This window comes from Ruegeria sp. AP7 (assembly GCF_056539905.1).
Genome location: NZ_JBQFVT010000015.1, coordinates 69,934 through 91,695, shown reverse-complemented (window position 1 = coordinate 91,695; position 21,762 = coordinate 69,934). Strand labels below are relative to the sequence as shown.

The following is a 21,762-nucleotide window of genomic DNA, read 5'->3' as shown; positions in this document are numbered from 1 at the left end:
CCGGTGGATGTGCGGCTATCGCCTGCTATTGGACCTTTCAGCGGGTTTCCGAGGTTTATTCCACGTTGGCTTAAGGTCATTGCGATGGCGCACACAGTGATGAATGCGTGTGAAAGAAAGCGAACTTTCTGCTGTTCCGCAACATTAGGCAGAATGGGCTCAAACCGGACAACCGAAGTTCACAATAAGGAGCCAAGGTAGGCTGAACGGGACAAAGCAACCATAGGGCCAGTTCTTTTGGATGTCCGCTTATCTATTTGCATTTTCGAGACATAACTCGACCAACAATCACCAAGTGCGCACGCACGCAACGGGGCTCAATCCATTACACAACGAGTGCTTTCTGTCGGTCTGGCCCAAACAAGTTCCGTCGCGAACCAGCCACCGTTCACTCCTTGGGCAACGGAGGCGGCTGGAAGCCTTCCCAAACGCCGTCCATGATGAAATCGGACATATTCCCATCTACTGCATCGCTTCGCGGGGCTTCCTTGTAGGCCTTTGTGGTTGTTGGAGGCGTAACCCTGTCAGCAAAGACCGCCATTCTGACGGTGATCGAGTCCTTGGTTACGTTCCAAACCATTCGATCCGTTGCCACGGTCAAGGGCCCGTCATATGTCGCACGTATCCCGTCGACCATGCCCTGCTGTATATCCGGGGTCAAAACAGTGTGATACGCGACAGCCATCCGCGGTTCGATTTCCGACATTACCTTTCCAAAGGCTTCCGGCGGGGTGTGAATGTAGGACGAAACGTAAGTCGCCTCTTTGAGTTCCCAATCGTTAAACTTCGCTAGGCCAGCCGGGGTTGGAAAGCATTCGTGGATCGCAAAATCGACCCCTTTGGCGTATTTATTGAACCACTTGTTTGGCCGCGTGTCACCGCCAAAAACAAAGCTCAAGCCGTTCCAATCCAACCGATAGCTTACCGGCCCATCCAAAGTATGGATTGCAGGCCAAGAGCGGATTGTCACGTCGTTATTCTCATAGATGATCTCATTTTCCTGATGGTAATCAAATTCGTGCACCTCGACCCTTCCACCTGCATCAGGGAGCAACCCCGTACGTCCCGATATATCCCAAGCAAGCGCCGCCATGATGCCATCGACCGCGGCTTTTGTTCCAAGTTCTGGGCTTGTGCCGTTTGGTCCGTAGACGTGAAGCGGCGTAAATCTGCCGCTGAGCCAGCTTCCGACGATGAAGGCGTCAAGATCACCAAAATGATCTGTGTGGAGGTGGCTAAGGAAGATCTTGTCGATCCGGGAAAAATCGGGCCGTAAACCGAAAAGGTTCGTCATAGAACCAGTTCCGAGATCGAAAAGAAACACATCTCCATTTCCAAGCTCCACCATCCAGGCGGACGACTTCTGAGCAACGGTGAGCGGCGTAGGCAATCCGGTGCCTAGAGCCGTTATCCGCATTTCCTCGACGCCCAGCGTTTCGGTGTTCGGAAGAAACTGGGATGCTGGCCTTTCCTCGGCCAACGCGCCGAGTGGGGCAATTGACATCGCCAGGGCAACAATAAGAACAGCGGCGCTGCGCCCTTTGCTTTTATCAGCAACGCTTTTCATATCACGCTCCTTTCGTCATAGATTGCGGCAGAACCACTTAAACAAAAAACCATCGATCAGTCGACGAATCAGTAATCTGATTGGCAACCGCACTTGATATCCCGTTTGCTCTACTTCGCCATTTAGACGAACAGTAGTGCTCAAAAGCAGACACCTATGCATGCGAGCTGGCTAGTCTGCTCTGGGCTCGCATTCGACCTTCGCTGCTTCCCGCACCTATGACTGTTTGCAGCCCAAACCGGACCTTCATCGTCGGCCTTTGCAAAGTCCGCTTACTGCGCATCGTTGACCTTTGAATTCGAAGAAGCATTTTGAACTTTGTGTTCACGATTATAGCTAAAGGAATGTTCACGAATGTCCGATTTTCGGACTTACGGGTGGTTGGCTGACGGGAGCGCAAACGCTCTATAATTGCGACCTATGTTAAATCTCGAAATCCCGGCTTTCTGCCACAAAACCGGTGCGAATTTCCGACAGTTTCAGGAAAACGAATGTTTCTTCCGGTGATGCCTTGAAGGACGATGCACGCAGTATCACTATTAGACTAAGCGTCCTAAAACCAAGTCTTGTTCATTGTTTTCACTCCCTGATTGGCTGCGTTCCAAGCCAAAGCAGCTCACCGAAGCAAATCAAAAGCCCGCAAGCGAGCTTGATGCCGAACCGGTTGCGAAGGTCGGCACCAATATCGACCGGCCGGTCATCAATCTTTATCGACCCCATATCACCTCTGGGGATTGTCTGATTGTCACCGGGTATCAGGACTTCTTGTCTTCGCTGTCGATTTTGATGAAGGAATTCCCCGAGCTGAGGGATCCGGAAAACGAAAGCAACATTCGAATCCGGATATCGTTCGGGATCGACACGGCGAACACCAAAAGGCTGACCAACCCCGAACCAGTCACCGAAGAAATGAAACTCTACTGGCTGGAGCGCTCCGGGCTTCAGGTGGAAGAGGATCACGATCTGTCCGTCATCGAAAGAAGTGGTCCGATTGAGCTGACGGCGTTTAGGACGGCCTGGCTCATCGATTGCGATCTTACGCGGCGCTCCCGAGATTGAGCAAGCGTCGCTGTTTCAGTGTTCTTTCCTTGATGGTTCTCCTTTTCTTCAGAATGTCGTCGCTGCGACCGAAGTAGACATCGGCCGGTGTCAGATTGCCGAGGCTCTCGTGATAGCGACGGTGATTGTAGTGGTCGACGAAGGCTCTGATCGCTTCCTCGAGTGCGCCCGGTAGGTAGTAGTTCTCCAACAGGATGCGGTTCTTGAGCGTTTGGTGCCACCGCTCGATCTTGCCCTGGGTCTGCGGATGATTTGGTGCCCCTCGAACGTGGTCCATGCCCTGATCTTGGAGCCAATCCGCTAGGTCACCAGAGATGTATGATGAGCCGTTGTCGCTGAGCAGCCTCGGTTTGTGTCGGACGGTCGCCGACGAACAGCCTGATGCCTCCAATGCCAGTTCCAGAGTGTCGGTAACATCGCCGGCCTTCATCGTTGTGCAGAGCTTCCATGCCACGATGTAACGGCTGAAGTCGTCCAGGATCGTCGAGAGATAAAACCAACCCCAGCCAGTCACCTTCAGGTAGGTGAAGTCGGTCTGCCAAAGTTGGTTCGGTCTCGTGGTCTTGTCATGGAACTCGTCGGCAGCCTTGATCACGTTGAACGCCGGCCCAGCAATCAGATCCTTCTCCTTGAGGATGCGATAGACCGAAGGCTCTGACACAAAGTACTTTTCCGTGTCTGTAAAGCGGAATGCCAGCTCGCGCGGCGATAGTTCCGGCTCATCAAGAGCGAGGTCAACGACGGCCTGCCGGATCTCGTCAGGGATGCGGTTCCAGACCCGGCCGGGGTGTGGACGGCGATCTTCAAGCCCGGCTTCACCAAACGCCTCATAGCGGGCACACCAGCGGTAGAACGTGGTTTTCGGAATGCCCAGCCTCGACAGCGTCCTCTTCGCGGGCAAGTGGGACTGCTCGACAAGTCGGATGATCTCGAGCTTCTCCGTTGCGAGGTATCTCATATGTCGTCGTCCCCATCCCCGAGCATGCTTTTTTTGAGCAAGCGGTTTTCCAAGGTGAGGTCAGCAACGGCCTCCTTCAAGGCCGACGCCTCGGCCCGCAGCTCCTTCACTTCGGGGCTAGTCGCTTGCCTGGCTGTGTCGCCTGCCAGCCGCTTCTTTCCAGCCTCCAGGAACTCTTTAGACCAGGAATAGTACAGGCTCGTGGCAATCCCCTCGCGACGGCAGAGCGCGGCGATGCTCTCCTCGCCACGCAAACCCTCCAGCACAATGCGGATCTTCTCCTCCGCAGAATCGTGCTTGCGCGTCTTGCGGCGAATGTCCTTGACGACCCGTTCAGCCGTCGGTTTGTCGGTTCCAGCTTTCCGTCTCATCTTCACTCTTTAACGGTTCAGATGAGCCAGAAACCTTCCGCTATGCAAATCCTTCAATCAGGCCCACAGGTGCTGATGTCAGACAGTCACTGCCTGCCGTGGAAATGGTGTGCGAGGCGTGGAGCCGTGAGCTTGATCCCTTCTGGGAAAAAGCAAAACACGAAGTGCGTGACAGCTTCGCCTATGAGGATCTTCCCAAGGGGTACATCGCGCTTCAGGTGATCCTGGAAAAGCTCGAAAGCGATCATCAGGCGTCCACTGAGATCCATGAAAAGATGGTCCGGGTCATCGAGGAAGCTGAGCAGATTTCACGCGACCATGAACCTGCAATTGGACAGCGCATTTCAGTGGTGTTCTTTTCGGATGGTGCAGGCGAGCACTAGAGCCGGGCACTCTTCATACTTTGCGGGCACGAAGAAATGCTCATTATTCAGGCGATCCAAAACCGCAATTTCTCGAATGTCATTCGGGTCAACGCGGATATCGACTGTCGTGGGTATGCTCGACCAACGAGGTCAATTGTTTGTCATCATATCCATCCTCCCACGCCGCTCTTGTACGGTCATGCATAATTCGGATTTGCCCCTAGACGCTAAGAAGCAAACTATCCGAGCCGCATTTTTGTCCAGAATTTAAGAAGCCAATCTTTTCCTCGCTCTGTCTCATGAGCCAATCGGTCTTAGTGTCGCCGTTCGCGCCATTACATCTACGACTGGAGGCAGCCCAAAGCGGAGCTGTCGTTCTAAAAGTAGGGATTGGCCGCTAGCGCGCAATGAATATGTGGCAATGAAAGATCGACCAAGTAGACGACGGGTCCGTTCGGGCCGCCAAATCCTTTCTTGATAAAAGCCTCAACAAAAAGGTACGCGAAGGGGTCGGTAAATCCGGCCCATTATTCCGTCTTGTTCAAATCGCCAGTTGTCAGGATCGCGCCGGCCTGAAGATCTTCGGCGTCCAGCATCGTTGCAACCCTTTCGAGCGCGGCAACAAGCATTGCCTGCTCCCAGTCCTCCATCTGCTTGAACCGTTGCACATAGAGCTGTTGCAGGGGATCAGGGGCGTCCTCAAGAGTTTGCCGCCCTTGATCCGTGATCAGGATATTGGTCTGCCGTCGGTCGGTCATGGATTTCTCGCGCACAACCATGCCGCCCGAAACCAGCTTGTCCACCAGCGCTGTGACAGTGGCCTGGCTGACATGCATACGCATTGAAATTGCTTTGGCCGTGGTTTGCCCGGTCTCGCCAATCACTTGCAGCACACGAAGCTGGACCGCGGTCAGCCCGGCGGATTGCGCCAGTTCCCGGCCGGACATCTCGGTGGCGCGCAGGATTCGGCGCAGGGCGACAAGGCTGCTGTCGATACGATCCATGTATCTACTCCGCATTCGAATGGAGTGAGATTGTCAAAATTGTATTGATTTCTCAAGCGTTAACGGAGCGCAATATAATTAGCCTTGCAAATTAAAATATCGCAAAAATAGGTATATTTATGACGTTTCGGTAGAATTTTGCTTTGCATTTTGAAGTTTTGATGCCGCTGTGTTACTTAGCTAATCAAAGTTTATTGATGGAGCAGTACATGCAGCATTCTTTGGAGTTGTTCGAACAACCTATTCCGGTTTTGCGTCCCCCTTTGCCGGAAGACGGTGCAGCTGTGTCTTTGCTGGCCAGTACCGGGGATCAGCAAGCTATTGGTGATCTGCTTGGTGAACTGGCGGCGTTTGATGACTACAAAGAATTCTCGGTTATTGCAGAACTGGATGGAGACCTGGTCGGCGCGATACTGGCTTATGTTCTGCCATATGACCCGGAAACCCTGTTTATCTGGCGGGTCGGCGTTTCAGAGGGTGAGGCGGACAAGGGTCTTGCGTCGCTGATGCTGGGGCAGGTGATGCGTCGGGACGTCTGCACCGATGTCACCCGTGTTCAGACTGTGATTACGTCCAGCGACGAGTGCACCTGGGCTTTGTTCCGCAGGTTTGCGCGGTGGCAGCGGTCCCGGATGGATATCCAACCCTTCATCACGCAGGCGCTGACCCCATATCGCCGTCATGAAAACAGCAATCTTGTGACGATCCGTCTTGCGGATCGTAGCGAACTCGCGGCCTGACCGCGCCACAACATTTTCAACCAAAGTGAGAGAGCAGAATGAACGTAGCCACGACTATATCAAACGACACCTCATACTACGGTGATGAAGCGGCAACTCTGGGCGACCGGATCGTCGCCGCGCGCGAAGCCGTTGGATACTCGCAAAAGAAGCTTGCCAGTCGCCTGGGCGTCAAACTGAAGACCGTACAGGGATGGGAAGAAGACCGTGCCGAGCCACGTGCAAACAAGGCGCAGATGATGTCCGGCATTCTTGGGGTCTCTCTGGTTTGGCTTCTGAGCGGTGAGGGGGAAGGTGTGCTTGAACCAGCCGATACCACTTCCGGATCGGAGGATATTCAAGGCATCCTTGATGAAATTCGGAGCCTCCGGACGGATATGACTCAGACCACCCGCAGGCTGAGCACTGTTGAAAAACGCCTGCGCGCCAGACTTTGACATCTGCGCAAATGCGAACTTCAGGCATGACCTATGGCCATGCCTCAAACGACAATAACAGGGAGCAGATGATGACAGGACCGGATCCCAGCCTTGTGTCCGTTGATCCGGCGCGAGGCGCCCGTTCGGACACCAATTCCGAGCCCGTGGCTACACCGCTTGAAGTCCGCGAAAAGGCCGGATTGACCGTGGCGGAAATGGCCGAACTTATCGGGATGAGCGAGCTCGGTTACAAACTGTGGGAGAACGGAGCCCGCCGCCCCGGAGGACCTGCGTTTAAGCTCCTCGCGCTACTGGATGCCCATCCGAAAGAAACAGTTACTCGACTTCGACAACAGATTTGAACGATACCCGTGCGGTTCGCTTCGTTTTGCTTGCCAGCCGTGGACACGATTGGTCTCGTTGTCAGGCTAGGAACAGAACTCAAATTTACTTTGGCAATGGGCCGATCACACTGCGGTATCAATGTGCCCAGAATTCCTGTCTCACCATTGTGCCCTAGTGCCCGAAATTGGCCTTTGAAGCAGACTTTCAGCGCAATGCGTGCGTGCAGCTGCACTGAGCATCACAGAACTCAGTTTCTGCCAGTTCGTCAATAGCTCCGTTTCAAAGGTGGTATCACGCTGAATTTTTCCTCTCAGTTATTCTCTAAGCCACCTAGTCATTCACTGCTCTCAAAAATTAACATCTCCGTAGCACACGCTTTGTGACGAGGGTGCGTCCTTGACTCTTCACAGGCTAGGAACCACAAGAGTGTATTGGAAAGATATATTCGTCGCCGCGATGCTGCCGGCTTCGATGATCCAATGGCCTTCAGACTAACTGTAGCATGTGCCCCAGCATTGGAACGGGTTTCGCTGGGGTCTTCGCTATGAGCTCGTTCCTCGCTAGCATTCGCAACTGTCACCTGACAAGCACCGGTCATCGGGTGACCCATGAAAGAAGGCGCCGTATGAACAGCACATGGCACATAAATTGCGTGCTCGATGCCCGATAGATCAGGTCTCAGGCTCCGTTTCAATCAGTCATTCATCGTGTTTTCGCACCGCGTTCTTTGCCTGATCCCGACACTCTTGGTGTTGCTCTCAGGAACGCAGCTTCCTGCCCAAGTCGCAGGCAATGCCGACGGATCGATTTGTGACGAAGGTTTCGAAAACAAGAACGGATCCTGCCAAATAACAGACGTACCAGAAAACGCATATTTGACGGGCAGCTCCTACGGCAGTGGCTGGGAATGCACTCATGGTTTCCAGAGTGTAGGAGAATTTTGTGAGGAAATAAGAGTTCCAGAAAATGCCTATCTTGCATCAACCGGAGATCGGTGGGAGTGCAATCGGCTATTCCAGCGTGTCGGAGAAGAATGTGAAGAAGTAATTTCACCTCAAAATGGGTACGTCGAAACTAGGTTTGGCGTGCTGGAAATACACTGCAACTGGGGATTTCGTAAGGAAGACCAGGATTGTGTCGCGATTAGTGTCCCGAGCAACGGCCGCCTGACTGACAAAAACAGCGCGGATGGTTGGGTGTGCCTCAGAGGTTTAAGAGCAACGGAGAGCGGTTGCGAACCGGTGGCAATTCCACAGCATGCATACCTCGCACCTGAAACCTATTCTGGATGGAAATGTGAACGTGGCTTTCGCTCAAACCAGGACAGGTGCGTTGCGATCCTTGTCCCTGCAAATGCTCACTTGAATCGAAGAGGTGATGGTTGGGAATGCAATCAGCCATTCACACGACAGAACGATAAGTGCACCGAAAATGTGCCGCGACAATAGGTTGATGGAAATCAATACCGCCTGACAATTCCGGAAGGACGAAGCCGTGAACCATAACTCGATTGACGAAAACCTGGGCAAAATGCTCAGAGCCGAAAGAGTGCATCGCTGGTCATACAGAGTAAAGATGTCAATCGCGTTAGCGGTGTTTGTTGCGGCCATAATTGTAGTGGTGTTTCTCTGATGCGTAAAAATGCCCCTCAAGTAACCCTTCCCGGTTCAAAGGTATCAGCTTGTGGTTTGGAACAAAGAGCATTTCAGGACCGCAGTATTCGTAAGTCGCGGAACGCTGACGTATCAGGAGTGATTGAAGAAGAGTTTGGAAAATACTTGATTAAGGCTGGCATTCTGAGTGGTAACTGCGTTGCGCGCGCATTTCCCAAGCCACCGGCTAAAACGCAGGCAATGATTGCCGATGCAGTTGGCGAAACACCAGCATTGGCCATTGAAGCCTTAAAAGAAATTCTCGAAGAACGAGACAGGAAGCGTAGCGGTCAACGCCGTATGGAGGGAAACTCCGGCACCTTCGTTCCCAGTGAAAGAGAATATGCAGAGGCATTACGACAGATCAGGCTCACCCCTGCGCAGGTCACAATGCTCAAAGCACTTACAATCGCAGGCAAGGAAGGTCTGACCATTGGTCACTTGTCTCAGGCGGCCGGTTACAAATCGCGCGAGGCCTCCATCAAGGTCTTCAAGAAAATCGGACTATTGATTGCAGAATATTTGGAACTCGAACTTCCCGAAGCTGGATCGGCACAGAATGATGGCGCTGCACAGGTCCTGGCATATTCTCATATCGAAAGTGACGATGAACCAGCGACTTGGATCATGCATCGGGAACTGCGCGATGCTGTTCGTTCGGTTCTATGACGTGCGTTCCACCGCCTGCTTTTTGAAGCGAACTCCGAACCGGAACAAATGCACGAAAGGTTGCCCACGTAGCTAATGTTGGAAAAAAGACCATATCCTCTCGACCTGATCTATGTCCCTGTGAAACGGGCGAAAACGCTTGATCAACAAAAAGTTCTGACACTGGCCGAAGATATTCTGAAGAACGGCCAGAAGACCCCGATCCAGATACGCGCTGACAACAAAAGGTTCGTGCTGATTGAAGGCCTTCACCGACTAGAAGCCATCCGCGCCTTGGGAGGTGATACGGTCGAAGCCTATTTGGTCCGCGCCAGACTACACTAAATACCTATTGGGATTGGCGTTTGACAAAGCCTCGGAAAATGTCAGCAGGCGCTGACTTTTTTCGTCCCAAAGATGCAATCGTGCGCAATGAAGGCTCTCAAATAAAGTAATACGCTGGCAATTTTCCAACTCAGAATGGTCACGCAAAACTTCGTCTAGCCGATAAAAAGGTATGCGGCTGGCAAGGTGGTGAACATGGTGTACGCCGATATTGGCAGAAAACCAACGCAGGATGCCAGGCAGGGCATAGTGAGAACTTCCACAGAATGCGGCGTTCTGAAGATTCCACCCTTCTTCCCGCTCCCAGGTCGTGTGTTCAAACTGGTGTTGAATGTAGAAAAGCCAAATTCCAATCGATGATGCGACAATCATGGTTGGCAGGAAAACATACGCCAAAACCTCAATGCCTCCGGCCCAAAAAACCAGAGCCAATAACCCTGCAATCGCGACGTTTGTTCCCATCGCACTTGCCCAATACAGCCAGCCCGACCGCATGAAACCAAGAGGTAAGCGGTTTTGAAGGAAGAACGTATAGACCGGCGCAACACCGAACAGGAAGATGGGATTCCGGGTCAGACGATAAGCGGCACGCCCGAACCACTTCCGCTTCAGGTATTCTTCAGTGGTCAATGTAGGGATTTCACCCATACCACGCCGATCAAGGTTACCGGTTGAGGCGTGGTGGATCGCATGGCTTTGCCGCCAAACGTCATAAGGTGTCAGCGCAAGGACACCCAAAACCCGGCCTGTCCAATTGAAAACGGTACGGTTTCTAAAGAAGGATCCATGACCACAATCATGCATAATGATAAAGATACGGACCAGAAACGCGGCATTCAGGATGGCCAGTAGTATTGCGATCCAGACACTAAAAGATAACGCAAACCACGCTAGGGCCCATAGCGCGAATAAGGGAACAACAGTGATCGCAAGTTCAAAAACACTGCGCTTCGCATCGGCAACACGGTATTGCGCGAGCACCCGCGTCCAGTCTTTGGGTTGCAAGTTACTTGTTCTCCAACGGCTTATAGTAGCCCATTGTTCAAAAGGGCACCCGAAAAGGGTGCCCTTAAAAGGTCAGGCGAGGGCCAGATTAGCGGCGCTTTCGCGTCCGTCACGACCAGCTTCGACGTCAAAAGTAACCTTCTGACCGTCTTTCAATTCGCTAAGGCCGGAACGTTCGACTGCTGAGATATGTACGAACACGTCGCGCTTGCCATCTTCAGGCTCGATAAAGCCAAAACCTTTGGTCGAGTTGAACCATTTTACTGTGCCATTTGCCATGGTGGAAGTCTCCAAATACTTGCCGCCCGCATTATTGCGGCGACTCGGCGTGGTCGGTCTGAATCGAAAGACTGAACGCCGAATTGAGGAGACAGCAGGTCGAAAGAGAAAAACGTAAGCCTTGTGTATATGGACTTCGAGTACCCACGATACAAGTCTTGATGCGGTGGAGGGCAACAGAGAAATCGAGCCTGTCTAGCTTAGAATCCGACAAGTTGAGATGACGCTGTTGCTCTGCGATCCAAACGCGAAGGCGGCTTGGGTAGGCGGTACAAAAGATCAATAACCGCTTTTGGGACTCTATCCCGCAACATCCGAGACAGCGATAAGCGTCCGTTTTGATGCTGTGGCGAGACTTTGCAAAGTCTGCTTTCTGCGCATCGCAGACCTTCGCGAGAATCCAAGGTTCCTTAGGGAGGCCCTTTGTGGGATTGAGCAATGCAAAGGGCCATAACCGCGACGACTAAGCCATAAACTGATTGAATTCGTCGCTAATGCAGACAAACGCGTAGCGCAAAACTATGGGCGAACTACGCAAACTTATGGGGTGCGCGAAGTGCTATGCGCAAACCTACACTAGATCAGAAATCCAGATTCTCGACACTTAGCGCATTCTTCTGAATGAATTCTCGGCGTGGTTCCACAACGTCGCCCATAAGCTTGGTGAACAGGTCATCGGCCTCAACCATATCGTCAACTCGAACCTGCAATAGTGTCCGGGCATCTGGATCGAGTGTGGTTTCCCACAATTGGTCCGGATTCATCTCACCCAGACCCTTGTAGCGTTGCAGCGACAGGCCCTTTTCGCCCTCTTCCAGAATCGCGCGCAGCAAATCCAGCGGGCCGTGGATGATTTGGGACCGATCGCGGCGGATCAGGGTCGCCGGAGTGTTATAAACCTCTTGCAGGCTTTGGGTGAAGCTGCCGGTTTTGCGCGCCTCGCCCGAGCGAAGCATGGGGCCGTCCAGGGTGCGAACCTCTTCCACGCCGCGCAGGATACGGGCCAGACGGATGCCGTGATCTTGTGTGATCCTGCCTTGCCAGCCGCGTTCATATTCCAGTGCGATCAAATCCAAACGGGCCGCAACCTTGTCGGCCACGCCTTGCAGGTCAGCATCCACCGCACCTGGCACAAAAGCACCGGCGACGGCGGCTTGCTCAAGGATATGACGCGGGTAATGGGTTGGGAACGCATCCAGCACACGTTTCAGTTGACGCGCTTCATCGACGACGCGGGTCAGGTCCTGGCCAACTAATTCTTCACCGGAACCAAGCTTTAGAACCGCACCTTCGACGCCTTGATTAACCAGATATTCATCAAGCGCAGCCTGGTCCTTCAGGTAAACCTCAGATTTACCTCGAGAAACTTTATAGAGTGGCGGTTGCGCGATGTAGAGATACCCCCCTTCGATCAATTCCGGCATCTGCCGATAGAAGAACGTCAGCAGCAGGGTCCGGATGTGCGCACCATCGACATCCGCATCGGTCATAATGACAATTTTGTGGTAGCGCAGCTTTTCGATGTTGAACTCATCGCGACCAATGCCGGTGCCTAGCGCCATCACAAGGTTACCGATCTCCTGTGACGACAGCATTCGGTCAAACCGAGCGCGTTCGACGTTCAGGATTTTCCCGCGCAAAGGAAGAACGGCTTGAGTCAGTCGATCTCGGCCCGTTTGGGCGGAGCCGCCCGCCGAGTCCCCCTCGACCAGAAAAACTTCGGTCTTGGATGGGTCTTTTTCAGAGCAATCCTTCAGCTTACCGGCCAGATAATTCACATCCATCGCCGTCTTGCGGCGGGTCAGTTCGCGCGCCTTACGGGCGGCCTCACGGGCCAAAGCGGCCTCGATGATCTTGCCGACGATGCCCTTTGCCTCGTTCGGGTTTTCTTCGAACCACTCGGACAGCTTTTCGTTCATCAGACCCTCGACCGCTGGGCGCACTTCGGACGACACCAGCTTATCTTTGGTCTGGGATGAGAATTTGGGGTCAGGTACTTTCACCGACAGCACACAGGTCAGGCCTTCACGCGCATCATCGCCGGTAAAGCTGACCTTTTCCTTCTTCGCGATGCCGCTGGACTGGGCATAGTTGTTGATCGTCCGAGTTAGCGCGCCCCGGAAGCCCGCCACATGGGTGCCGCCATCGCGCTGCGGGATGTTGTTGGTGAAGGGCAGAACCGTCTCGTGATAGCTGTCATTCCACCACATAGCGATTTCGACGCCAATATCGTCGCGCTCGCCCTTGATGTAAATCGGCTCGGGCATGGCCGGAGTTTTCGACCGGTCAAGGTACTTAACGAACTCTTTGACACCGCCTTCATAGAACAGCTCGGTTTCCAACCGCTCTGCCGGGCGCTCGTCGATCAGGATGATCCGCACGCCCGAATTCAGGAAGGCCAGCTCGCGAAGACGTTTTTCCAGAGTCTCGAATGAATACTCGAGATTTGAAAACGTATTGGTCGAGGCCAGAAAGCGCACCTCGGTTCCAGTGCGATCGCCGCACTCTTCCACAACTTTCAAATGTTCTGCAGTCTCACCACCTTCAAACCGCGCCACATGCTCCTTGCCAGCGCGCCAGATGCGCAGTTCCAGCCAATCGGATAGTGCGTTCACCACCGATACACCCACACCGTGCAGACCACCCGACACTTTGTACGAGTTGCTGTCGAACTTACCGCCCGCGTGCAGCTGGGTCATGATGACCTCGGCAGCCGAAACGCCTTCTTCGGGGTGAATATCGACCGGAATACCGCGACCGTTGTCGCTGACCGAAACGCTGGAATCGGCGTGGATTTTCACGGTCACATGGTCGGCATGACCGGCCAACGCCTCGTCAATTCCGTTGTCCACGACCTCGTATACCATGTGGTGCAGACCCGAGCCATCATCCGTGTCCCCGATATACATGCCTGGGCGCTTGCGAACCGCCTCTAAGCCTTTGAGAACTTTGATGGAATCTGCGCCGTATTCCTGGGGTGCCTGTGCGTCTTCGGACATGCCGTTAGTACCTATATTATTTTGGTAACTTATACGTTTTCTGGTGGGGAATGTCACGCGATCCCCCAACATTTTGTGGTTCTGATCCGCTTTATTTGCAGATCAAAGCCGATCGAGGTCTGCTGCAATATCTTCGGCGATCTCTGCTGCGTTCACATCGTCGCGTTCGGCCGATAATCGCAGCCCTAAAAGGTCAGATTGATAGCGCGAGGCAAGGCGGTCCGGGTCATGATCAGGGGCGATTTCTCCGGCATCCTGCGCGCGGCGAAACAGGTCTGCAAAACAAGTCCTCATCGAAACCATATGAGTACGTGCCTGAGCGGCCAGATCGTGATCCTTGGCCTGCAACTCGGCAAAAGTTTTCGCCAACATGCAGGCTTTGGTCGGCAGCTCTGATGCCTCGATTACGCGACGTGGCTGCGCCTTGAGCGCGCCGAGCGGCCCCAGTTCCTCGGCCAAGGTCCTCATGCTGGCAACCCCATCCTGCGCATACCGCTCTAACGCCAGGGCGTAGAGCGTATCTTTCGACCCGAACGCCGCGTAGAAGCTGCCCGGTTTCAGCTTCAGCTCGCGCTCAAGGTCTTTCAGTGACGTTCCTGCCCAGCCGTGACGCCAAAAAATATCACGAGCCTGCGCGATTAGTGCGTCTCGGTCGTATGAGGGCTTGCGGGGCATGGTCTCACCAATACTTGAACGTTCGCTCAAATATATACTTGAGTGATCGCTCAAGAAACCCTAGATACGACCCATCTCGCCAGAAACAGGAGTTTGACATGGCCAATTTCCCGTTCCACGACCTCGAATCTGCCCCAGAAGGATCCAAGCCGCTGCTTGAGAAATCTCAGGCTGCATTCGGGCGCCTGCCCGGTCTGCACAAAGTAATGGCCGAAAGCCCACAGCACCTGGAAGGCTATCAGGTTCTGCACGGCCTGTTCCTGCAGACCGACTTCGACAATGACGAAAAGACCGTTGTCTGGCAGACAATCAACGTAGAAAACGAATGCCATTACTGCGTGCCTGCCCACACTGGAATCGCTAAGATGATGAAGGTCTCGGACGAGATCACAGAGGCACTGCGCAACGAAACTCCGCTTCCCTCGGAAAAGCTTGAGGCACTGCGCACTTTCACCCTGCAGGTGATGGAAACCCGTGGCAACCCGACCGAAGAACAACTGCAGGCGTTCTTCGAAGCAGGTTATTCCCACCGAGCGGTTTTGGACGTGATTCTGGGGCTGGCGCAGAAAACCATGTCGAACTACGTGAATCACATGGCAAAAACACCGGTCGACCAGGTTATGCGCGGCTTCCTGTGGGAGCGTAAAGTCAGCGAGCCTGCCTAAGCAGTTACAACCGAGCCTTCGTCGCCCTCGGTTACAATCAATGTTTGGGCCCGGTCGCCCAATTCCGCAAATAGCTCAGGCCCGGTGCCCGTCATCCAGGCCTGAGCGCCCAGCGCACAAATCTCATCGTAAAGCGCGGCGCGACGGTCCGCGTCCAGATGAGCAGCGACCTCATCCAACAGCACAATCGGTGGCGCCCCAACCATGCCCGCCAACGCCCGCGCGTTCGACAGGATCAGCGAAACCAACAGCGCTTTTTGCTCTCCGGTGGAACAGTCTTTGGCGGGCACACCCTTGGCCGCAAACACTCCATAAAGATCTGAACGATGCGGCCCAACCAACGTACGTCCCGCAGCCAAATCCCGAAACCGGCTTTCATTCAACGCTTCGCGCAAATCTTCCGTAGCTTCAGGCATCGCTCCTTCGGTCTGGACAAGTTCCAACTCCGCCGAAGGAAACGCCGTTTCCGCTTGATCCTGAGCCGCGCGCAAATGCTCCAGAGCCGCCCTTCGTGCCGCGTGGATACGGTGCCCCGTCTCTGCCATCTGTCCTTCCAGCGCCGCATACCAATGGGCGTCTCGAACCTGCTCTTTCAGCAATCGGTTCCGTTCGCGCATCGCCTTTTCATAGGTCAGTGAGGCTTCGGCATGAGACGGATCAAAACTCAGCGCAATCCGGTCCAAAAACCGCCGCCGACCCTCGGCACCCTCAATCCACAAGCGATCCATCGAGGGGATCAACCAAACAACGCGCGCCAACTTGCCCAGATCAATCTGACTGGCCGCCTTGTCATCAATCCGAACCTGACGTGCTGCGCCACCTTCGGACCACGTTTCAATCTCATACCGCTGACCCTGAGCTTCCAGCAAACCGGACAGTTTCCACCCCAATGCCTCGGGCCGCCGCGTCATCTCGGCGGCACTTGCCCGTCGCATCCCGCGCCCGGGTGAAAATAACGAGACTGCTTCCAGAATGTTGGTCTTGCCGGCCCCGTTCGGCCCGTGGATCGCCACGGGTCGCCCGTCCAAGGACAACCGCGCCAGCTTATGAGACCGAAAATGTGAGACCGTAAGTTCGGTCAGGGCCAATCCCATGACCCCTCCCTTTCGTTAGAGATCACCCAGTCGGGGCAATCAGACGCGCATCGGCATTACGACGTAAACAGCGCTTTGGTCGTTGCCTTCGCGCATCAGCGTCGGATCACCAGCGGAATTGAACATGAAAACAGCGTTCTCGCGGTCCACTTGGGAAGCGATCTCGAGCAGGTATTTCGCGTTAAAACCAATTTCGAGACGCTCATCCCCATAGGCGACAGCCAACTCTTCCTCAGCCGCACCACTGTCGGGTGCATTCACTGAAAGAACCAGCTTGTCCGCATCCAATTGCAGTTTCACGGCACGCGAGCGCTCTGAAGACACCGTCGCTACACGATCAACGGCCTGCGCGAATTCGGCAGCGTCAACCTCTAGCTTGCGCGTGTTGCCCTGAGGGATGACGCGAGTGTAGTCAGGGAAAGTCCCATCAATCACTTTCGAGGTGAGCGTGATGTCTGGCGTCGCAAACCGCACCTTGGTTTCGCTGACCGAGACGGCGATGTCCATTTCATCATCATCCAGCAGCTTGCGCAGCTCGCCCACGGTCTTGCGGGGAACAATTACACCCGGCATATCCGTCGCACCGTCCGGCAAATCCGCATCAATGCGCGCCAGACGGTGGCCATCGGTCGCCACGCAGCGCAGCACCTTGCCGCCCTCGGAACCATCCGCGACATGCATGTAGACACCGTTCAGATAATAACGGGTCTCTTCGGTAGAAATGGCGAACTTCGATTTGTCGAACAGCCGCCGCAGCAGCGCAGCCGATGCCGTAAAGTTCGATTGGTATTCCGAGGACGCCATAACCGGAAAATCCTCTTTCGGCAGCGTCGCCAGCGAGAAGTTCGACCGACCGGCCTCAACCGTCAATCGGCCAGCAGCACTGTCGGCGGTTAAAGTCACCAGCGCCCCATCGGGCAGCTTGCGCACAATCTCATGCAGCGTTGTGGCGGCGACAGTTGTCGCGCCCGCTTTCTCAACCTGCGCAGGAGCCTTGTCGACAACCTCGATATCCAGATCAGTCGCTCGGAACAGCGCCTGATCCCCTTCGGCTTCGATCAGCACATTGGCCAGGATCGGAATGGTGTTGCGACGTTCAACAACAGATTGGGCCTGCGAAACGGCCTTTAGAAGGGTGCCGCGTTCGATGCTGATCTTCATACCCTCAGTTCCTCTGACTTGAGTGCGTACATGGGCGGGACTGGCAAGTTACCGGTTCCGCCCTGAGGCACAAGGATTTTTTGTGAATTTCTGGGTTGGAATGATCAAACCGTCAAGGCCAACCGGCCATCCCACCGCCAGTTCGCGCGCAATCGTGGATTATTGCGCACATGAAAATACCCCGGCCAGACGGGCGCGGGGCATTTCCAGTACGGTCGCAGATTAGGCTTCCAAAGCTCGGCGCAGCATCTCGACATCTTCGGCGATCTGGCCATCGGTCAGCTTCAGCTCTTCGATGCGCTTGACGCCGTGCATGACTGTGGTGTGGTCGCGCCCACCGAAACGACGGCCGATTTCCGGCAAAGACCGGCTGGTCAGTTGCTTGCACAGATACATCGCCACCTGACGCGGGCGAGCATAAGACCGGAGACGCTTGGGGCCAATGATGTCGCTGAGGCGAATGTTGTAATAGTCCGAGACTTTGCGCTGAATCTCTTCGACAGTGATCTTGCGCTCGGATGCGCGTAGCACATCGGCCAGACAATCCTGCGTCAACTCCATATCGATCTCACGCCCAACCAGCGAGGCAAACGCGAACAGGCGGGTCAGCGCCCCTTCCAACACGCGCACATTGGTCGAGATGCGGTGTGCAAGGAATTCCAATACACCATCAGCAATGGTCAGATCGGGATAAGCGCTGCTGTATTGCTGCACTTTGTTCTGCAGGATTCCCAGACGCAGCTCATAGTCCGTTGGATGAAGATCGACGACAAGGCCGCATTGCAGACGCGATTTCACGCGATCCTCAAGATCCTTGATCTCACCCGGCGCGCGATCGGCCGAAATGATGATCTGCTTGTTCTGGTCCACTAGCGCGTTGAAGGTATGAAAGAATTCTTCCTGCGTCGAATCCTTACCCGCGATGAACTGCACGTCATCAACCATAAGCACGTCAACCGAGCGGAACAGATGCTTGAAATCCATCATCCGGCGCTCACGCAGGGCCTGCACAAAACGGTACATGAACTGTTCTGCCGACAGGTACAGAACGTTTAGTTCGGGATGCTTGGTTTTCAGCTCCCAAGCAATGGCGTGCATCAGGTGCGTCTTACCAAGGCCGACACCCCCGTAGAGCACCAGCGGATTGAATGTTACGGGCCCGCCTTCGGAAACGCGGCGCGCGGCGGCGTGAGCCAGCTCATTCGGCTTACCAACAACAAAACTGTCAAAGGTAAAGCGCGCGTCCAGCGGTGCCGCCTGTAACGCCTCAAGCGCATCATGCGAGGCCTCAACAACTGCGGGCTGCGGAACGGCTTGGGGTTTTGGGGCCTCGGCCTGCGCCGGACGGGTCGGAGAATTGGCGGCGGTGCGGAAGGCAAGGCGCTGAACAGGCTCGCCCGCCGTGTTCAGTTCATAGAGAATTAGATCAGCAAAATTTTGACTTACGTAGTTTCCCATGAAGTTGGTCGGCACAGAAAATACTGCGACGCCATCTTGCAATCCCTGAAACTCTAAAGGTTCGATCCAGGTCGTGAAGTTGTTCTTACCAACAGCCTTCATCAACTTGTTCCGCAACTGTCCCCATTTCTCTTGTGTCATTCGGCGCCTCACGCATCCCATTCTTTATTGGCCTGTCAGCCTTATCAAAATAGTCCGGTATACCGGTTTATTGCGTCCACCCACAAGGATACCCTTGCGCCAGGCCACTAGGTCTGGCGGGTCATTTTGACGCTCAGCGCAATCCGATACCGCATTGTCCAACGGTCGGTACAACCCCGAAAACAGGGCGGCGCGTCACAATCCAATTTTTCGACAGGGCCAAGATCATCGGAAAACCCGAGACCCAGAGCAGATCGTCCAATCGACCGAAGCCGATTTTCGAACATTCGTTCCGGATTCCTACTGATGCCCGTCAGTCAGATACCCAGAACAGCCTGTCCCCCCAAGCGAGTGAATCGCTGACTCAGTCGTAGCAAGAGCCCATGGGTCCGGGCAACGAAACTCTGATATTGACTCGGGGTTCAGGGCGAAAGAATCTCTCGACTTCGTGAAGACGCGGCTTTCCGGCAACAATGAAAAAGGCGCCGCTATGCGCGACGCCTTTTTCGCAAATCAACGCTTGACGCGTTTTCCCAAAGAATCAGCCCAGCGCTTTGACGCGTGCCGACAGGCGCGACATTTTGCGGGCTGCGGTGTTCTTGTGGAAGACGCCTTTGGTGACGCCGCGCATCAGCTCGGGCTGAGCGGCGCGCAGGGCAGCGGTAGCCGCGTCCTTGTCACCGGATGCGATTGCTTCTTCAACTTTGCGCAGATGTGTGCGGATACGCGAACGGCGCGCTTTGTTTACAGCAAAACGCTTTTCGTTCTGACGAGCGCGCTTCTTTGCCTGGGGCGAATTTGCCATGTGTCTCTGACCTTTTGTTCGGTACGGTTATCTAGGGTTGCGCGCCACGGACATATCCGCACCGGATCAGAAATCACGAGTGTGAGTCGGGCCGAGCGGGCCGCACGCGCATGTATGACGGCGGTCTCTACTCAAGTTTAAAGGTTTTGCCAAGCTGATTCTTCAAAAGAGCTTCAGTAGCAAAAAGGCGGGACCAAGCCCGCCTGAATTCACTGAATGTCCGTTATCGTTACTTGTCGCGGAACTGAGCCGCACGTTTTTCCAGAAACGCGGCCATGCCCTCTTTCTGATCTTCAGTTGCAAACATCGAATGGAACACCCGGCGCTCAAACAGCATGCCCTCGCTCAGCGGCAACTCATAGCTGCGGTTCACGGCTTCCTTGGCCGCGATTGCAGTGATCTGCGACTTCTCAGCGATCTTCTGCGCCGCACCGGTTGCTTCTTCTATCAGCTTCTTGGCAGGTACGACGCGGCTGACCAGCCCCGCACGCTCGGCCTCTTCCGCGTCCATGAACCGACCGGTCAAGTTCATATCCATTGATTTGGACTTGCCGACAAATCGTGTCAAACGCTGGCTGCCGCCGAGTCCTGCGATGACGCCCAGATTAATCTCGGGTTGGCCGAACTTGGCCGTATCCGCCGCGATGATGAAATCACACAGCATTGCCAGCTCACAACCTCCGCCCAGCGCATAACCCGCAACAGCGGCAATGATCGGTTTGCGGATCGCCGAAACCCGGTCATTCGCGTCGGCAAAAAGGTTGATGTTGAAGACATCGACATAGCTCATCTCGGACATCTCTTTGATGTCCGCACCAGCCGCAAAGGCTTTGTCCGAACCGGTGATGACGATGCAGCGCACCTTGTCGTTGCTGTCTGCTTCTTCCAGCGCATCACACAACTCACCCAGTAACTGGGTGTTCAGCGCATTCATCGCATCTGGTCTGTTGAGCTTGATTAGGGCGACGTGGTCTTCGATTTCGACGATGATCGTCTCAAAAGCCATGAGGTGTAAGCTTCCGGTTGTTCCGTTCAAGTACGATTCCTTACCACGCGAATTCGCTGGATCAAGTTATCTTTGGCATTGCGCACAGTAGAAGGATGAGCGACCGGACTGGGTGATTCTCTTGATTTCGGCGCCACAACCTTCGGTTCTGCAGGGCTCGCCTTCGCGGCCATAGACGTCGAAGCTGTGCTGAAAATATCCAAGTTCTCCATCGGCTTGGCGGAAATCGCGCAGCGATGACCCGCCCGCTTCAATCGCGTCCTGCAGCACCTTCCGAATGATCGGCACAAGGGCCGCAACGCGTAGCGCAGAAATCTGTCCGGCTTTGCGACGTGGCGACACCTTGCCGCGATAAAGCGCTTCGCAGACGTAGATATTTCCCAATCCGGCAACGATTCCCTGATCCAGCAACGCGGATTTGACCGGGCTATTCTTACCTTTGAACGCCTCAATGAGGTGCTGTTCGTGGAAATCGTTACCCAATGGTTCAGGTCCCAGAACTGACAGCAGCTTGTGATCCTCTGCCGTGGCTGTCGGCAGCAGGTCCATGGCTCCGAACCGACGCGGATCGTTAAAAGTGATACGGGTGCCGTTGGCCATATGAAAGACTACGTGATCATGCTTTTCCGGCATCGGGTGTTTGTGGGCAAATTGCCCTAGAGGATCACCAGATACGGTCATACGCCCGGACATACCAAGATGAATCAGCAGTGTTTCTCCACTGTTCAGATCGGCCAGAATGTATTTCGATCGTCTACGCAATCGGTCGACGCGCTGCCCAGTCAATCGTTCAGCCATCCGCTCGGGGAAAGGCCAGCGCAAATCGGGGCGCTTTACGTCCGCCCTTTGGATTACGACGCCTTCCATCGCCGGGGATAAACCGCGTCTTACTGTCTCGACCTCGGGCAATTCGGGCATTAGATGGCTCCTATTCCAAAGGGCCGCATTGTGCCCGCCTCTTATGGCCCTATAACAGAGGCGAAATTCGACGAACGGCAAGG

The 21,762-nt window shown here is 54.5% G+C and carries 21 protein-coding genes; 8 read left to right on the top strand and 13 right to left on the bottom strand.

The annotated features are described in order from the left end of the window. Positions 1 to 388 precede the first annotated feature (388 nt). The gene (gene gntH / locus ACR0KN_RS19980; protein WP_480655994.1) at positions 389 to 1,567 is read right to left on the bottom strand and encodes a guanitoxin biosynthesis MBL fold metallo-hydrolase GntH; all 1,179 of its coding nucleotides are present in this window, start codon (positions 1,565 to 1,567) and stop codon (positions 389 to 391) included. A gap of 573 nt (positions 1,568 to 2,140) precedes the next feature. On the opposite strand from gntH, the gene ACR0KN_RS19975 reads away from it, so the two are divergent. Next, positions 2,141 to 2,626 (top strand): hypothetical protein, encoded by a 486-nt coding sequence (locus ACR0KN_RS19975; protein ID WP_480655992.1) that lies wholly within the window; start codon positions 2,141 to 2,143, stop codon positions 2,624 to 2,626. On the opposite strand, the gene ACR0KN_RS19970 is transcribed toward ACR0KN_RS19975, so the two are convergent. Further along, positions 2,604 to 3,955, bottom strand: a protein-coding gene (locus tag ACR0KN_RS19970; protein WP_480655990.1) for an IS3 family transposase whose coding sequence is annotated in 2 segments (ribosomal slippage) — positions 2,604 to 3,619 and positions 3,619 to 3,955 — 1,353 coding nt in all. Because the reading frame shifts where the segments join, the coding sequence is not laid out codon by codon here. The two genes, ACR0KN_RS19975 and ACR0KN_RS19970, sit on opposite strands and share 23 nt — an antisense overlap. A gap of 98 nt (positions 3,956 to 4,053) precedes the next feature. Here ACR0KN_RS19970 and ACR0KN_RS19965 point away from each other — a divergent pair. Beyond that, the gene (locus ACR0KN_RS19965; protein WP_480655988.1) at positions 4,054 to 4,338 is read left to right on the top strand and encodes a hypothetical protein; all 285 of its coding nucleotides are present in this window, start codon (positions 4,054 to 4,056) and stop codon (positions 4,336 to 4,338) included. A 509-nt stretch (positions 4,339 to 4,847) separates the two neighbouring features. Here ACR0KN_RS19965 and ACR0KN_RS19960 read toward each other — a convergent pair. Continuing rightward, on the bottom strand, positions 4,848 to 5,324 hold the full coding sequence (locus ACR0KN_RS19960; protein ID WP_480655986.1) for a MarR family winged helix-turn-helix transcriptional regulator: 477 nt from the start codon (positions 5,322 to 5,324) through the stop codon (positions 4,848 to 4,850). A 209-nt stretch (positions 5,325 to 5,533) separates the two neighbouring features. Here ACR0KN_RS19960 and ACR0KN_RS19955 point away from each other — a divergent pair, with 209 nt between their 5' ends. From ACR0KN_RS19955 to ACR0KN_RS19935, 5 genes are all read left to right on the top strand, one after another. Next, entirely contained in the window at positions 5,534 to 6,064 is a 531-nt protein-coding gene (locus ACR0KN_RS19955) for a GNAT family N-acetyltransferase (protein WP_170613982.1), read from the top strand. A gap of 38 nt (positions 6,065 to 6,102) precedes the next feature. Continuing rightward, a complete protein-coding gene (locus tag ACR0KN_RS19950; RefSeq protein WP_480655984.1) occupies positions 6,103 to 6,501 on the top strand; it encodes a helix-turn-helix domain-containing protein in 399 nt (132 codons plus the stop codon). Positions 6,502 to 6,512: 11 nt separating this feature from the next. Next, entirely contained in the window at positions 6,513 to 6,845 is a 333-nt protein-coding gene (locus ACR0KN_RS19945; RefSeq protein WP_480655982.1) for a helix-turn-helix domain-containing protein, read from the top strand. A 1,614-nt stretch (positions 6,846 to 8,459) separates the two neighbouring features. Then, positions 8,460 to 9,149, top strand: a complete 690-nt coding sequence (locus tag ACR0KN_RS19940) for a hypothetical protein (protein ID WP_480655980.1) — start codon at positions 8,460 to 8,462, stop codon at positions 9,147 to 9,149. Between the two features lie 75 nt (positions 9,150 to 9,224). Beyond that, positions 9,225 to 9,473 carry a ParB N-terminal domain-containing protein gene (locus ACR0KN_RS19935; protein ID WP_170357377.1) on the top strand — a complete coding sequence of 83 codons (249 nt, stop codon included), beginning with the start codon at positions 9,225 to 9,227 and terminating at the stop codon, positions 9,471 to 9,473. On the opposite strand, the gene ACR0KN_RS19930 is transcribed toward ACR0KN_RS19935, so the two are convergent. The 4 genes from ACR0KN_RS19930 to ACR0KN_RS19915 all read right to left on the bottom strand — a co-directional run bounded on the left by ACR0KN_RS19930 (position 9,465) and on the right by ACR0KN_RS19915 (position 14,431). Then, on the bottom strand, positions 9,465 to 10,478 hold the full coding sequence (locus tag ACR0KN_RS19930; RefSeq protein WP_480655977.1) for a fatty acid desaturase: 1,014 nt from the start codon (positions 10,476 to 10,478) through the stop codon (positions 9,465 to 9,467). The genes ACR0KN_RS19935 and ACR0KN_RS19930 overlap by 9 nt on opposite strands. A gap of 72 nt (positions 10,479 to 10,550) precedes the next feature. Continuing rightward, complete coding sequence (locus tag ACR0KN_RS19925; protein WP_170328727.1) at positions 10,551 to 10,757, bottom strand: cold-shock protein; 207 nt, start codon at positions 10,755 to 10,757, stop codon at positions 10,551 to 10,553. Positions 10,758 to 11,338: 581 nt separating this feature from the next. Further along, positions 11,339 to 13,756, bottom strand: a complete 2,418-nt coding sequence (gyrB, locus tag ACR0KN_RS19920) for a DNA topoisomerase (ATP-hydrolyzing) subunit B (protein ID WP_480655975.1) — start codon at positions 13,754 to 13,756, stop codon at positions 11,339 to 11,341. Positions 13,757 to 13,858: 102 nt separating this feature from the next. Continuing rightward, positions 13,859 to 14,431 (bottom strand): TetR/AcrR family transcriptional regulator, encoded by a 573-nt coding sequence (locus ACR0KN_RS19915; protein ID WP_170775908.1) that lies wholly within the window; start codon positions 14,429 to 14,431, stop codon positions 13,859 to 13,861. Between the two features lie 98 nt (positions 14,432 to 14,529). Here ACR0KN_RS19915 and ACR0KN_RS19910 point away from each other — a divergent pair, with 98 nt between their 5' ends. Next, on the top strand, positions 14,530 to 15,096 hold the full coding sequence (locus tag ACR0KN_RS19910) for a carboxymuconolactone decarboxylase family protein (protein ID WP_480655973.1): 567 nt from the start codon (positions 14,530 to 14,532) through the stop codon (positions 15,094 to 15,096). On the opposite strand, the gene recF is transcribed toward ACR0KN_RS19910, so the two are convergent. The 6 genes from recF to mutM all read right to left on the bottom strand — a co-directional run bounded on the left by recF (position 15,093) and on the right by mutM (position 21,679). Continuing rightward, positions 15,093 to 16,190 carry a DNA replication/repair protein RecF gene (gene recF, locus ACR0KN_RS19905; RefSeq protein WP_480655971.1) on the bottom strand — a complete coding sequence of 366 codons (1,098 nt, stop codon included), beginning with the start codon at positions 16,188 to 16,190 and terminating at the stop codon, positions 15,093 to 15,095. The two genes, ACR0KN_RS19910 and recF, sit on opposite strands and share 4 nt — an antisense overlap. Before the next feature lie 39 nt (positions 16,191 to 16,229). Further along, entirely contained in the window at positions 16,230 to 17,351 is a 1,122-nt protein-coding gene (dnaN, locus tag ACR0KN_RS19900) for a DNA polymerase III subunit beta (RefSeq protein ID WP_170473666.1), read from the bottom strand. Between the two features lie 222 nt (positions 17,352 to 17,573). Continuing rightward, positions 17,574 to 18,950 carry a chromosomal replication initiator protein DnaA gene (dnaA, locus tag ACR0KN_RS19895; RefSeq protein ID WP_480655969.1) on the bottom strand — a complete coding sequence of 459 codons (1,377 nt, stop codon included), beginning with the start codon at positions 18,948 to 18,950 and terminating at the stop codon, positions 17,574 to 17,576. Positions 18,951 to 19,491: 541 nt separating this feature from the next. Continuing rightward, positions 19,492 to 19,755, bottom strand: coding sequence for a 30S ribosomal protein S20 (rpsT, locus tag ACR0KN_RS19890; protein ID WP_010442545.1), 264 nt, complete (start codon positions 19,753 to 19,755; stop codon positions 19,492 to 19,494). 229 nt (positions 19,756 to 19,984) lie between these two features. Continuing rightward, positions 19,985 to 20,761: an enoyl-CoA hydratase gene (locus ACR0KN_RS19885; protein WP_010442544.1), complete on the bottom strand. Its 777-nt coding sequence runs from the start codon at positions 20,759 to 20,761 to the stop codon at positions 19,985 to 19,987. 66 nt (positions 20,762 to 20,827) lie between these two features. Next, the gene (gene mutM / locus ACR0KN_RS19880) at positions 20,828 to 21,679 is read right to left on the bottom strand and encodes a bifunctional DNA-formamidopyrimidine glycosylase/DNA-(apurinic or apyrimidinic site) lyase (protein WP_480655966.1); all 852 of its coding nucleotides are present in this window, start codon (positions 21,677 to 21,679) and stop codon (positions 20,828 to 20,830) included. Between the last annotated feature and the right edge of the window lie 83 nt (positions 21,680 to 21,762).